Below are 14,287 nucleotides of genomic sequence, written 5' to 3'. Positions count from 1 at the left end.
AATTATTGTTTAATGGTGTTATTTAAATTTTGAAATTAAGTCAAATGATTTTTCAAATAAATATGATAATTAACTTTTAGGTTTGATATAAAGTTTAAAGCGTATAATTAAAGATATGTTACTTTGTTGAATTAATAATAATATAATTTTTTGAAAAAACCAATGAAATTAAATGACTTTAAATTCATTTGAAATGTTTATAATTTTGATAAGTTAAATGAAGTTTTATATTCGATTTTTTATATAATGAATATTTAATTTGTTATATAAAGATGTTAATTTACATATGAAAGTAATATTGTTTTATTTTTATATTATCGTAATATTTTCTTACATCTCAAAATATTGCATATGTGCTTATTGGTTCTGTTAATGGCGTCCCCTGCAGGAATCGAACCTGCAATTAGCCCTTAGGAGGGGCTTGTTATATCCATTTAACTAAGGGGACAACCGCTGCATTATAACTGCTTTTTCTTCCTAAGATAAGATGTTATGAACTGTTTGCTTGTTTAATGACCACTCAAATTGAGTACCATTCAAGTTGAATTGTCAGTAATATTTATATTTATTGATGATCATCGGCAGGTAGTGCGACAAGATTGGTTTGCCGGATCTAAGAGATTGTTACTTGGAGAATTGTATGAAGTATCGTTTGGGCGTAATCGCTCTTACAGCCACATTACTTGTGGGATGTGCCGGTTCATCTAATAGCGTTGAACAGGGGCGTTCAGACCCTCTGGAAGGTTTTAACCGTACAATGTTCAACTTTAATTATAATGTCCTTGATCCCTATATCTTACGTCCGGTAGCTGTAACGTGGCGCGACTATGTACCGATGCCTGCACGAAATGGTTTGGGCAATTTTCTCAGTAATCTCGAAGAACCAGCCAGTATGGTAAACAGTTTCTTGCGTGGTGACCCGTATCAGGGAATGAAACATTTTAATCGTTTTTTCCTGAATACCATTTGGGGTATAGGTGGCTTGATTGATGTTGCAACTATGGCAAATCCTAAGTTGGCAAAAGAAGAACCAAAACGTTTTGGTAGTACTTTGGGCTATTATGATGTGGGATATGGTCCTTATGCTGTATTACCGGGCTATGGCAGTTTTACTCTGCGTGATGAAGGGGGAGACTGGGCTGATATGACTTATCCAATGTTAAGTTATTTGACCATTTGGATGTCTGCGGGTAAGTGGGTATTTGAAGGTATTGAAACTCGTGCTCGTTTACTGGATTCTGATGGTTTGTTGAAGAATTCATCAGATCCTTATCTGATGATGCGTGAGGCTTACTTCCAGAGCCATGATTTTATGGCAAGCGGTGGTAAGTTGGAAGCTACAAAAAATCCAAATGCTGAAGCATTACAGGGTGATTTGGACAGTATTGATTGATCGTTATTGTCTGATTTTACTTCATAAATAAAAAGGATAGCCGTAGAGCTATCCTTTTTTGAGAACTACATTTGATTAGAATGCGTAGTTGAAGTTTACACCATATAACCAGGCAGAACCTTTTGCATCAAATTCATATGTGTAAGGCAGTTTTTCAGACAATTTCTCTTTAACTGTGACTTTTTGTCCATGCATATAAGAAACACCTACGTCCAGAGACATGTCTTTATTAAATGCGTAGGTTGCGCCAGCACTTAGCCAGAAACGGTCTTGATCCGGAATAGAGATAGAACGGTTCTCAGCAGGAATCGGGCTGTCATCAAAGGCGATACCAGTACGGAATGTCCAGTTGTCATCGTGATAGTAAGTTGTACCTAAAGCAATACGGTAGGCATCTTTGAAGCCTTCATGTTTACTAAACAGAACTGAGCCATCTTTATTTTTGGTCCCTTTTAGTTCATTGAACTCACTCCAGCCTGTATATGCCAGGCTATAGTGGATAGCCCATTTAGGTGCTACGCGGTTGTAACCAGAAACTTCCCAGATGTCCGGCAAATTGAGGTCTAATTTACCGCCAATAGTTTGACCACCGGTGGCAGGGAAGGATATTCCTGCGTTCTGAAGTATTGCCCCTAGCTGGACGGGAATGTCATTTTTATAGTCACCGTTTTTAAATTTGACTTTAACTTTAGAACGGTAAGTCAGGCTGTAGCGGTTATTTGCATCCACTTCATACATGATGCCCGCGTTCCAGCCATAACCCCAATCTTTACCTTCCAGATTAGAAACTTCATCTGTTGGTTTGATAAGACCTTTTAGTTGAGGGGCTTTCATAGCCAGAATGTCTGACAGAGCGCCCGCATGACGGACGACTGTTGCATCAGCATAAATAGCGTTAAGTCCTAAACCAAAGCTGAAGTTATCGTTTAGTCGATAAGCTCCGCTCAGGTTGAAGTTCAATGTTGTTAGGTCAGTTTTACCACCGATAGGGCCTGCGTCGTAGTTATTGCTAAAATCAGTAGCCAGACCAAAGTTAGTGGTGACTGAAGTACCAACAAACCATTGATCATCAATAGGCATAATAAAATGTAGGTTAGGTATCCAGGCTACTGGCGCAATATTTTTAGCGTTGGTACTTTTACCCGTCACTGGGGATTTACCTGTAATATCAACATCTGGGTTGATATAGACGGCACCGATAGAAAAGGATGGGCGATCAAACAGAGTCATTGCTGCTGGGTTACGGCTTCCTACCGTTGCGTTATCAGCAACAACGCCTTCCCCGGAAAAAGCTCGGCCTAAAGCCGAAGTAGAAAATTCATTTAACTGGAAACCAGCGGCACCCGCGTTGGATGAGATTAGAGCCACTGCAACCGCTAATGCTGAACGGGTGAACAGGTTTTTCTGGTTCATGACCAAAACCCTCTTGTTTATTATTTAACTATGCCACTTAACTTAGCAAGGAGCGCAGGATTGTAGAGTCGGTTTGTCTTCATGACAAATCAGACCAGTGGTGAAGTATAGGTCTGACATCTGTTGGTGTTGCAAGAGTGTTTTTAAAATATGTCCAAATTGATATCAAAAACGCGACTCAGTTAACAAAAAAATGATTTTAGGTATTAATAAAAACGTTTGGAAATAAATTTTTGAAATCAGATTTCAATAGGATAAATATACTTATAAAGAGTAAGTGCTTAGTTTTCCTATGATGAGAGGAGTAAAATATTAAGATGAGTGATTAATATTTGGAGAATGGAGTATGACGAATGAAATGTAGTGCAGAAGAGACGGTTGCTTGCTGCTGCGTAGATGTAGGTACGGTGATAGATAATACTGACTGCATCGTGTCTTACCAACATGTTTTTGCTGATAAGCAGGAAGTAGAAACAATGCTTAACACTTTGATTAAAAAAGCAAAGTCTATTGAATCAGAACCTTGTGTTATTAATCATAAAATTGAGCCAGTTGATAAGGGGATTCAACTAATTACTGATTTCGTTTTCTGTTGCCAGGCAGAAGCGCTGATTTTCCAGTTGGGATTGCGTTAATCCAAGGGCTGGCTTTCTCCGCTGTCTTAAGTAGATAGTGGAGGTATTTCACTGAGTCCCTCCTTCTCGTTATTTATTTTTTTACTGTTTGCGAACATGCTCGAAGAGGCATTGAGATCATTTAGACATTAAATAAATTAAAGTTGCGCTTGCTCTCATTTTTAATTTATTCAGGTTTGCTATTTATAGACATTACGCTAACAATGATCTATCAGGTCAGACCTGTCTAGGTTGGTTAAAAAATTTTTTCAGTTATTTGATGTATACCCAATAGATTTCAAATTGCAGCGCGGCGGCAAATGAATGCATCCCCAGGAGCATAGATAACGATGTGACTGGGGTAAGTGAAAGCAGCCAACAAAGCAGTAATTTGAAGGATGAAGGGTATGGTTAATAATAATCTTTCAGGAGCCGTTATGAGTCGTCCTTTAACAAAAGTGACACAGCAAGGTGATCGTATCGCAATTGTCAGCGGGCTACGCATTCCATTTGCTAAACAGGCAACATCGTATCACGGCATACCGGCTGTGGATTTGGGTAAATCAGTGGTCAATGAACTGGTAACCAGAAGTGGTTTACTCCCTGAAAAGATTGACCAACTGGTGTTTGGACAAGTAGTACAAATGCCTGAAGCGCCAAATATTGCGCGTGAAATCGTTCTTGGTACTGGGTTAAGTGTGAATACAGATGCTTACAGCGTATCTCGTGCGTGTGCGACCAGTTTTCAGGCGATTGCTAATGTGGCGGAAAGCATTATGGCAGGTACGGTGAATATCGGGATTGCGGGTGGTGCGGATTCGTCTTCTGTATTACCGATTGGTGTAACTAAATCTCTGGCCCGTACTCTTGTTGATATGAATAAAGCGAAAACTTTGCCGCAGCGTTTTAAATTACTTAGCCGCCTCAAATTTCGTGATTTATTGCCCGTATCTCCGGCAGTAGCAGAATATTCGACAGGTCTGCGTATGGGAGATACCGCAGAACAAATGGCGAAGACCTACCGTATCAGTCGGGAAGATCAGGATGCGTTGGCACACCGTTCCCACATTCTTGCAGCAAAAGCTTGGGAACAGGGTTTGTTGGCTGATGAAGTCATGACGGCCCATTTCCCTCCATATTGTGAAGCATTGCTTGAAGATAATAATATTCGTAAAAATTCCGTATTAACTTCTTATGCGAAGTTGCGCCCGGCATTTGACCGCAAGTATGGCACTGTTACCGCGGCAAATAGTACACCGCTGACAGATGGCGCAGCAGCAGTCATTTTGATGCGTGAGTCTGTGGCTAAAGAGTTGGGAATAAAACCGCTTGGTTACCTGCGTAGCTATGCGTTCTCAGCTATTGATGTCTGGCAAGATATGCTATTGGGGCCATCGTATGCGACACCGATAGCGCTCGATCGTGCCGGTATTACACTAAAAGATCTAACTTTAATTGATATGCATGAAGCTTTTGCTGCTCAGACATTGGCAAACTTGAAAATGTTTGCCAGTGATGAATTTGCCCGTAATAAGTTAGGGCGCGCTCAAGCAATTGGTGAAGTTGATATGGATAAATTTAATGTCTTGGGTGGTTCAATTGCTTATGGGCACCCGTTCGCAGCAACAGGAGCTCGCATGGTGACGCAGGTATTGAATGAGTTGCGGCGCCGTGGTGGGGGGCTTGGGTTGACAACTGCTTGTGCTGCTGGTGGGCTGGGCACAGCTATGGTATTGGAGGTGGAATAATGACTCAGTCTCAGCATGATGCTGCAACCATCACTACGGATACAAAACAGGCGGCTTCTGTTTTCAATTTTGATGTCAGGTCGGATAAAATCGGTGTTATCACTATTGATGTGACCGGAGAAAAAGTAAATACGCTGAAAGCAGAATTTGTTGATCAATTTCTGAATGTTTTCAAACAAGCTCAGCAGTCTTCTGGCCTTAAAGGATTAATATTGATTTCCGGTAAACCGGATACTTTTATTGCCGGTGCTGACATTTCCATGATTGCCGGGTGTAAAACCAAAGAAGAAGCACAAGATCTGGCTGAAAAGGGTCAGAAATTATTTTCTCAAATAGCCAATTATCCTTTGCCTGTTGTAGCGGCAATTCATGGTGCTTGTTTGGGGGGCGGTTTGGAATTGGCGCTGGCGTGTCATTGGCGTATATGTTCACTGGATGATAAAACCCGTCTTGGATTACCTGAAGTTCAGCTTGGGTTATTACCTGGTTCAGGTGGTACTCAGCGATTACCGAGACTTATTGGTGTCAGCTCGGCGCTGGATATGATTCTGACAGGTAGGCAATTAAGAGCGAAACAGGCATTACGACTGGGAGTCGTGGATGATGCTGTGCCATTAGATATTTTGCTGGAAGTTGCTGTTGAAAAAATCAAAAAAGGCATTCCTGTGCGTAAGTCTTTACCGTGGCAACAGCGGTTATTGGTAGGGCCTGTAGGAAGATACTTTTTGTTTAATATCGTTCGTAAAAAAACACTGGCGAAAACTCGTGGGCACTATCCTGCACCTGAACGAATTATTGAGGTTGTCAAAGAAGGTCTTGAAAAAGGCATGAACCAAGGTTTACGGGCCGAAGCTATGGCATTTGGTGAACTAGCAATGACACGGGAATCAGCTGCTTTACGCAATCTGTTTTTTGCTGCGACGTCATTAAAAAATGAGACAGGGTCATCAGAGAAACCAGCGAAAATCAAACGTGTTGGCGTATTAGGTGGTGGTTTGATGGGAGGAGGAATTGCGAATGTAACTGCTACCCGAGGCAAATTACCCGCGCGCATCAAAGATATTAATGAAAAGGGTATTAGTCAGGCACTGAAGTACACTTGGGATTTGTTGTCCAAACGAGTGAAGCAAACGCGATTACGTCCGATAGAACGAGCTAAGCAAATGATGCTTATTTCAGGAGCGACGGATTATCGTGGTTTCGAACAGGTGGATATTGTTGTTGAGGCGGTATTTGAAGATTTATCACTGAAACAACAGATGGTGGCAGAAATTGAAGCGAATGCCAGACCAGAAACGGTATTTGCATCTAATACATCTTCGCTTCCTATCCATCAAATTGCTGAAAAAGCTCAACGACCAGAGCAGGTTATTGGTCTGCATTATTTCAGCCCGGTAGATAAAATGCCTCTGGTGGAAGTTATTCCGCATCAAGGAACCAGTGAGAAAACGATTGCTACAGCAGTTGCTTTGGCTAAGAAGCAGGGTAAAACCGCTATTGTGGTAGGTGATAAAGCCGGATTTTATGTAAACCGTATCCTTGTTCCTTATATCAGTGAGGCATCAAATTGTCTGGTAGCAGGAGAGCCAATTGATCATATAGATAAGGCACTGGTTAATTTTGGTTTTCCAGTAGGGCCAATTAATTTATTAGATGAAGTGGGAATTGATGTTGGTACCAAAATTATGCCGATTTTGGTAGAGCAATTAGGGGCACGCTTTGCGGCACCTGAATCTCTTAATGCTGTACTGAAAGATGGTCGCAAAGGTAGGAAAAATGGTCGTGGTTTCTATTTATATACATCAGAATCCAGAAAATTTTGGCGGATGGGTAAGAAAGGTAAAAAAGTTGATAGCTCAGTTTATACCTTGATGAATATAAAGCCTGAATCTCGTATGCTTTCTTCAGAAATTGCTCAGCGTTGTGTGATGCTAATGCTTAATGAAGCCGTTCGTTGTTTGGATGAAGGGATTATCAGAAGTCCGCGTGATGGCGATATTGGCGCGGTATTTGGTATAGGTTTTCCACCATTCTTTGGTGGCCCCTTCCGCTATATTGATAGCCTTGGTTGTGCCAGAGTGGTGGAAATTCTACGTAGGTTGGAGAGTCAGTTTGGAGATAGATTCACACCTTGTGAGCGTTTGGTGAAAATGGCTGAACAGAATAAAAATTTCTATCCATAGTGATCTACATTGTATTTGTGAAGAAATTGATGCCGATACCTTGTTGGGGTATCGGCATCATCTTTAGGATTTTTGAATAAAAAAATCCTTTTTGAATTTAAGCAATATCAACTGAAATTGTTGCTTAATTATTTTTATCTTTGTTTTAGCAAGTAACACCGGCTGATTGTGACAATTCGGCTCAAGGCGGGAAGCAGTTACAGCAGAATGCCCGTTCACCATAGACTGAAATGTTTTTGTGATAACAAATTTTGTTGTATAACTCAGGTTGCGATTACTGATATTTATTATTAGCAGAATAACTATATATACCCAATAGATTTCAATTTGCAGCGCGGCGGTAAATGAACGCATCCCCAGGAGCATAGATAACGATGTGACTGGGGTAAGTGAAAGCAGCCAACAAAGCAGCAACTTGAAGGATGAAGGGTATAAACTCATTCATACGGTGGATTATGCAAGTTTTTATTATGCGTCATGGTGAAGCAGCTTTAGATGCAATCAGCGATTCAGCCCGACAACTCACTCCTCGTGGTTGTAATGAATCACAAGAAATGGCTCATTGGTTGGCACAGAAAGAGCCTAAGATTGATCTGGTATTAGTGAGTCCTTATATCCGTGCTGAACAGACGTTACAGGTTGTTCGTAAATCTTTATCATTACCGGTTGGTGAAGAAGTGTTGCCTGGGTTATCGCCATCAGGTGATGCTGCTATGGTCAGTAGTTATCTACAGGTTATTGCTGAACAAGGGCATAATGCTGTTTTGGTTGTCTCTCATTTACCGTTAGTTGGTTATTTGGTTGCTGAGCTCTGCCCAGCAGAGACCCCGCCGATGTTCGCAACATCTGCAATTACATGTGTGGATTTAAACAGCCAGACGGGTAAAGGCACACTTGTCTGGCAGGTTAGCCCATCACAATTAGCAGCAAGGGCCTGATAATTCAGCGACGTATAGGTTCATCGAGTTCGACAAGTATTAATAATGCGGCGTTACCTCCCCATTCCTTGGGTGCTTGATGGAAGGCCATAATATCTGGGTGTTGGGCTAGCCACAGTGGAGTTTGTTGTTTGAGAATGTGTTTCCCATGACCGTGCATGACGCAGGCACAATAGACATGTTCACGGCGGCAAGCAGCGATTAGTGCACCAATTTCCTGTTTGGCTTGCATTTGAGTTAACCCGTGTAAATCAAGAAACAGTTCTGGCGAATAATCACCTCGGCGTAGTTTTTTTAGTTCATAATGGCTTACATTTTCCCGTATGTAACGGGTAGGGCCTTCTGTATTGAGATTGGGCTGGAATTCATCAGAAAAATAGTAACTGGCATCAATTTGCTCTTGCTGTACTCGCTCAGGGGCAATATGGCTGGCTTTTTTTCTTATGGGAGGATGTAAGACAGTATCTTGGTTCATGCGTTTGATACCTGCTACCGACTCTTTAAACAAGTTAATCTCTTCCTCATTCAGGGAATGTTTATTTTTCATCATTGCTCAATTAATCAAACTATTTTGTGACAAGTGTACGGTATCTTTTTAACTGTTTAACCTGATTATGTCTAATAGAACCTAGTTTTGCCTGATTTATTGACTGAAAATGCGGAGTAAGAAGCTATGTTCAGGTAGTCAACGAAATAATTTGACAATTACTGCTGGTTAGAAAATAAATGTATATACAACTAATGGACTGAGCTATCAGATACAGACAAATACAGGATTCTAACCATGGCAATAGAACTGCGTGATACTGATGTCGTTTGGCGTAACGCAAGACTGGCAACAATGGACCCTTCTATCAATGCAGCTTACGGATTATTAAAAGAACATGATCTTCTGGTACGTGATGACAAAATTTTAGCTATTTTGCCCACAGCAACATTACAGACGGGTAGCTGTCAGGTAATTGATGTCCAACAACGCCTGATTACCCCCGGTTTAATCGATTGTCACACTCATTTAGTTTTTGGTGGTAACCGGGCTTATGAATGGGAGCAGCGTTTAAATGGTATGTCCTATGCTGAACTCAGTGCGCAGGGAGGGGGTATCAATGCGACAGTTTCAGCAACCCGAACCAGTTCTCTTGAACAACTTGGACACTCTGCCCAGCAGCGTTTGGCTGCATTTATGGCTGAAGGCGTAACCACTATTGAGATTAAATCGGGTTATGGATTAGATCTGGAAAATGAAGAAAAATTGCTACAGGTTGCACAAAACCTGGAGAAATATAATCCGATAGAAATCAGTGCGACATTGCTCGCTGCTCATACTTGCCCGCCTGAATATAAACACAGTCCTGATGCCTATATAGATCTGATTTGTGAAATTATCCTGCCGCAACTCTGGCGAAAAAAGTTGTTTGACGCAGTAGACGTTTTTTGTGAAAGCGTAGGGTTTAATTTGGAGCAAACCGAGCGGCTTTTTCAGGAAGCGCAGCGCTGGGGCATTCCAGTAAAAGGACACGTGGAGCAATTGTCCAATTTGGGAGGGAGTGAGCTGGTCGCTCGTTATCACGGTCTTTCAGTTGATCATATTGAATATCTGGATCAGACAGGAGTGGAAGCTCTCAGCCACAGTGGTACGGTTGCTGTTTTGCTTCCCGGTGCTTTCTATTTTTTGCAGGAAACGCAGCGCCCGCCTGTCGATTTATTACGACAATTTAATGTACCGATAGCTGTATCTACGGATTTTAATCCTGGAACCAGCCCATTTGCCTCTCTGCGTATGGTGATGAATATGGCTTGTGTACAATTTGGGCTGACTCCTGAAGAGGTATGGTTAGGTGTTACTCGACATGCTGCTCGTGCATTGGGTAGAGGAAATAGTCACGGACAGCTCCGCGCGGGTGCTTATGCTGATTTTGTTGTTTGGGATGTGGAAAATCCTGTCGATATTTTCTATGAGTTAGGTCATAACCCGCTGAATACCAGGGTATTTCGTGGTGCTATTACTCATTCCAATATATAGCAGATAAGGAGCAGTAAATGAATTTATGGCATGCTACTTCGCCTACTATTTGGCAAGGACGAAATGATTTGGCAGAAGCGGATAATGCACTGCGGATTTTTCAAACGATCAAACAATCTCCCTATTTTACACCGGAAGAATTTTCTCACCATATTGCACTACTGGGGTTTGAATGTGATGAAGGTGTAAAACGCAATCAGGGTAGGCCGGGGGCCAATCAAGGCCCTGATTATTTGCGGCAGTCATTGGCAAATATGGCCAGTCATAAAGGGCATGACAGATTGGTGGACTTGGGGAGCATTCGTGCGAATCCTAATCAATTGAGTGAAGCACAACAAGCCTTGGCTGATGCAATTATTCAATGTCAACATCAGCATGTGCGCACTCTGGTGCTGGGTGGTGGACATGAAACAGCTTTTGCTCATGGCGTCGGAATTTATGATGCTTTTCCACATCAACGTGTTGGTATTATTAACTTTGATGCTCATCTCGATTTACGGCGGTCGTCGCAACCTACTTCCGGTACGCCATTTCGTCAGCTCGCCGAGTATTGTCAGCAACACCACCGACCGTTTCACTATACTTGCATTGGCGCCAGTTTGGCATCTAATACCCAAGCATTGGTGGATGAAGCAAGCCACTTGAATGTTAAGATCATCTGGGATAATCAGTGTCGTGAAACCGAACTGGACAAAGTACAACAGCAAATACAAGATACGCTTCAGCAAGTTGATTTGATTTACATGACGATTGATCTGGATGTATTACCTGCTTATCAGATGCCTGCGGTTTCTGCTCCGGCAGCACTGGGGTTACCATTGGAGCGCCTTCTACAATTGATTCAGCCAATCTGTCAGAGTGGGAAATTACAGGCGGCTGATCTGGTTGAACTCAATCCAATATTTGATATTCAAGGGGTAGGTGGGAAAGCAGCAGCACGTCTTGCCTGGCAATTAGTGCATTGGTGGTATTGATTGTCTAAAATAACAGTACTATTGTGCTGTTATTTTTTGGTAAAGATAGCCTGATAAAATTAGTGTAATTAATCACTTAACATTTTTATAGCGACAAGGAATTTATTGTGACGACACATTTATCAGGATCATTTGCCAAACCTGTACCTTTATATGCCAGAGTAAAACAATCCATCATCGAAAAAATCTATACCGGTGAATGGAAATCTAATGATCGTGTTCCATCAGAAGCTGAGTTGGTTAAGCAATTTAACTGTAGCCGTATGACCGCTAACCGTGCGTTGCGTGAATTGACTGCTGAAGGGCTATTAGTACGGCTGCAAGGGATAGGATCTTTTGTCGCAGAGCCAAAAGGGCAATCCGCACTGTTCGAAATCCACAGTATTGCTGATGAGATCTCATCCCGTTCTCATCAGCACCGCTGTAAAATATTAAAGTTATCAGAACTGAACGCTAACGTAAAACAAGCTGCCGAATTGGATATTATCGCCGGTACGCCGATTTATCAGTCAGTTATTGTCCATTATGAAAACGATATTCCGGTTCAGATAGAAGATCGTTACGTCAATGCTCAAGCGGTTCCTGGCTATTTGCAGCAAGACTTCACTAAACTGACTCCGCACGATTATTTGTCAATGATTGCACCGCTAACGGAAGGTGAACATATTGTAGAGGCTATTACTGGCGATCCCCGGTCCTGTAAATTGTTGCAGATTGAGTCGGGGGCTCCTTGTTTATTAATTAGTCGCCGAACTTGGTCAACTCATTACACCGTTTCCAGTGCCAGGCTGCTATTTCCTGGTAATCGCTATAAATTGAAAGGACGTTTCAGTTCATAGCTATACCCGTTATCTTTCAAGTTGCCTCTTTGTTGGCTGCACTCACTCACCCCGGTCACATAGTTCGCTATGCTCCCGGGGATTCGCTCCCTTGCCGTCGCGATCCATCTTGAAATCCATTGGGTATATAACCACATTCATATGATGACTGATGCCCTTAATTGTTTACATGGAGCATCAGTTTGTGACGACTCAGAATTTGCCTGTGTACTGGTGACAAACCAAACAAAATCTTTCCTGCCTTAAATTATATTTTTGTAAAATTAATGTAAGTAATTTGTGATTATAAACACAAAAATAAGAAAAATATTACTTTTTGATAATAAAAAAGAAATAATATTAACAAATTGATTTATAAGAAAATAATAACAATAAACCCATAAATATATCATTTTAGCTAACAGTTTGGTCTATTGAATATACATGTATATACAACTATACATTTAACAAATATACAAAGACAAACAAGGAGCCAAACTGTGACCTCCCAGAAAAGTAAATTTCGTAATGTTGAGATCCGGGCACCCAGAGGAACGCAATTAACCGCTAAAAGTTGGTTAACCGAAGCTCCTCTGCGTATGTTAATGAATAATCTTGATCCGGAAGTGGCTGAGAATTCGCATGAATTGGTGGTGTATGGCGGTATTGGTCGAGCTGCCAGAAATTGGGAGTGCTATGACAAGATTGTTGAAACACTGAAAAAACTGGAAGACGATGAAACGTTGCTAATTCAGTCAGGCAAACCGGTTGGGGTATTTAAAACTCATAAGAATGCACCTCGGGTACTGATTGCAAACTCGAATTTGGTACCGCACTGGGCTACTTGGGAACACTTCAACGAGCTGGATGCGAAAGGGCTGGCTATGTACGGTCAGATGACGGCGGGTAGCTGGATCTACATTGGCAGTCAGGGGATTGTGCAAGGCACTTATGAAACGTTCGTGGAAGCTGGCCGACAGCATTATAACGGTAATTTACAAGGACGTTGGGTACTAACCGCTGGTTTAGGTGGTATGGGCGGGGCACAACCACTGGCTGCAACATTAGCCGGAGCCTGTTCGTTGAATATTGAATGTCAACAAAGCCGGATCGATTTCCGCTTGCGTACTCGTTATGTTGATGAACAAGCGAAAGATCTGGATGATGCGCTGGCTAGGATCGAAAAATACACTCTGGAAGGTAAAGCCGTCTCTATCGCATTGTGCGGTAATGTTGCTGAAATCTTGCCAGAAGTAGTTCGTCGTGGTGTACGCCCGGATTTGGTCACAGACCAGACAAGTTCACATGATCCTCTCAACGGCTATCTGCCTAAAAACTGGAGTTGGGAAGAATATCGCCAACGTGCTATTTCAGCACCAGCAGAAGTTATCGAAGCAGCAAAATCTTCAATGGCAGAACATGTTAAGGCGATGTTGACTTTCCAGCAATGGGGTATTCCTGTTTTTGATTACGGCAACAATATTCGCCAAATGGCGTATGAGGTCGGCGTAGAAAATGCTTTCGATTTTCCTGGCTTTGTTCCCGCTTATATTCGCCCGTTATTCTGTCGTGGTATTGGTCCCTTCCGTTGGGTAGCACTTTCTGGCGATCCACAGGATATCTACAAAACTGACGCCAAAGTTAAAGAATTGCTCCCTGATGACAAACATTTGCATCGCTGGCTGGATATGGCAAGGGAACGCATTAGCTTTCAGGGATTGCCCGCTCGTATTTGCTGGGTTGGTTTAGGGGAACGAGCCAGGCTGGGGTTAGCTTTTAATGAAATGGTACGCAGTGGTGAACTTTCTGCGCCTATTGTCATTGGGCGCGACCATCTGGATTCCGGTTCTGTCTCCAGCCCGAATCGCGAAACCGAATCTATGTGTGATGGCTCTGATGCAGTTTCAGATTGGCCGCTGTTGAATGCTTTGCTTAACACTGCTAGCGGTGCTACCTGGGTTTCTCTGCATCATGGCGGTGGTGTTGGTATGGGTTTCTCACAACATGCCGGTATGGTGATTGTTTGTGATGGAACTGATGAAGCCGCTGAGCGTATAGCCAGGGTACTACACAACGATCCAGCTACCGGAGTTATGCGTCATGCTGATGCAGGTTATGAAATCGCTATCCATTGTGCCAAAGAGCAAGGATTAGATTTGCCGATGCTCAATACAAAATAAGGA

The 14,287-nt window shown here is 42.2% G+C and carries 11 protein-coding genes and 1 tRNA gene; 9 read left to right on the top strand and 3 right to left on the bottom strand.

Going from position 1 to position 14,287, the window contains the following annotated elements:
• Nucleotides 1–373 precede the first annotated feature (373 nt).
• Nucleotides 374–448, bottom strand: a tRNA-Arg gene (locus AM629_RS16810).
• Between the two features lie 192 nt (nucleotides 449–640).
• Between AM629_RS16810 and mlaA the strand changes: the two genes are divergently transcribed.
• Nucleotides 641–1,393 (top strand): phospholipid-binding lipoprotein MlaA, encoded by a 753-nt coding sequence (mlaA, locus tag AM629_RS16805; protein ID WP_054480408.1) that lies wholly within the window; start codon nucleotides 641–643, stop codon nucleotides 1,391–1,393.
• Between the two features lie 75 nt (nucleotides 1,394–1,468).
• On the opposite strand, the gene fadL is transcribed toward mlaA, so the two are convergent.
• Complete coding sequence (fadL, locus tag AM629_RS16800) at nucleotides 1,469–2,806, bottom strand: long-chain fatty acid transporter FadL (protein WP_054480407.1); 1,338 nt, start codon at nucleotides 2,804–2,806, stop codon at nucleotides 1,469–1,471.
• A gap of 353 nt (nucleotides 2,807–3,159) precedes the next feature.
• Between fadL and AM629_RS16795 the strand changes: the two genes are divergently transcribed.
• From AM629_RS16795 to sixA, 4 genes are all read left to right on the top strand, one after another.
• Nucleotides 3,160–3,441 (top strand): YfcZ/YiiS family protein, encoded by a 282-nt coding sequence (locus AM629_RS16795; RefSeq protein ID WP_054480406.1) that lies wholly within the window; start codon nucleotides 3,160–3,162, stop codon nucleotides 3,439–3,441.
• A 416-nt stretch (nucleotides 3,442–3,857) separates the two neighbouring features.
• A complete protein-coding gene (fadI, locus tag AM629_RS16790; protein ID WP_054480409.1) occupies nucleotides 3,858–5,168 on the top strand; it encodes an acetyl-CoA C-acyltransferase FadI in 1,311 nt (436 codons plus the stop codon).
• The gene (gene fadJ / locus AM629_RS16785) at nucleotides 5,168–7,351 is read left to right on the top strand and encodes a fatty acid oxidation complex subunit alpha FadJ (protein ID WP_054480405.1); all 2,184 of its coding nucleotides are present in this window, start codon (nucleotides 5,168–5,170) and stop codon (nucleotides 7,349–7,351) included. The genes fadI and fadJ overlap by 1 nt, the downstream gene beginning before the upstream one ends.
• A 455-nt stretch (nucleotides 7,352–7,806) precedes the next feature.
• Nucleotides 7,807–8,289 carry a phosphohistidine phosphatase SixA gene (sixA, locus tag AM629_RS16775; protein WP_054480403.1) on the top strand — a complete coding sequence of 161 codons (483 nt, stop codon included), beginning with the start codon at nucleotides 7,807–7,809 and terminating at the stop codon, nucleotides 8,287–8,289.
• A 4-nt stretch (nucleotides 8,290–8,293) separates the two neighbouring features.
• Here the strand turns inward: sixA and smrB are convergent, their stop codons facing one another.
• Nucleotides 8,294–8,836: an endonuclease SmrB gene (gene smrB, locus AM629_RS16770; protein WP_054480402.1), complete on the bottom strand. Its 543-nt coding sequence runs from the start codon at nucleotides 8,834–8,836 to the stop codon at nucleotides 8,294–8,296.
• A gap of 237 nt (nucleotides 8,837–9,073) precedes the next feature.
• Here smrB and hutI point away from each other — a divergent pair, with 237 nt between their 5' ends.
• From hutI to hutU, 4 genes are all read left to right on the top strand, one after another.
• Entirely contained in the window at nucleotides 9,074–10,312 is a 1,239-nt protein-coding gene (gene hutI / locus AM629_RS16765) for an imidazolonepropionase (protein WP_054480401.1), read from the top strand.
• A 17-nt stretch (nucleotides 10,313–10,329) separates the two neighbouring features.
• The gene (gene hutG / locus AM629_RS16760) at nucleotides 10,330–11,286 is read left to right on the top strand and encodes a formimidoylglutamase (protein WP_054480400.1); all 957 of its coding nucleotides are present in this window, start codon (nucleotides 10,330–10,332) and stop codon (nucleotides 11,284–11,286) included.
• A gap of 107 nt (nucleotides 11,287–11,393) precedes the next feature.
• Nucleotides 11,394–12,125: a histidine utilization transcriptional repressor HutC gene (hutC, locus tag AM629_RS16755; RefSeq protein ID WP_172909607.1), complete on the top strand. Its 732-nt coding sequence runs from the start codon at nucleotides 11,394–11,396 to the stop codon at nucleotides 12,123–12,125.
• Nucleotides 12,126–12,604: 479 nt separating this feature from the next.
• Entirely contained in the window at nucleotides 12,605–14,284 is a 1,680-nt protein-coding gene (hutU, locus tag AM629_RS16750; protein ID WP_054480398.1) for a urocanate hydratase, read from the top strand.
• The last annotated feature ends 3 nt before the right edge of the window (nucleotides 14,285–14,287 follow it).

It is taken from the genome of Photorhabdus heterorhabditis, assembly GCF_001280945.1.
Lineage (GTDB): Bacteria > Pseudomonadota > Gammaproteobacteria > Enterobacterales > Enterobacteriaceae > Photorhabdus > Photorhabdus heterorhabditis.
The sequence above is the reverse complement of the archived record's forward strand: the minus strand, read 5'-3'. Positions and strand labels throughout refer to the sequence as shown.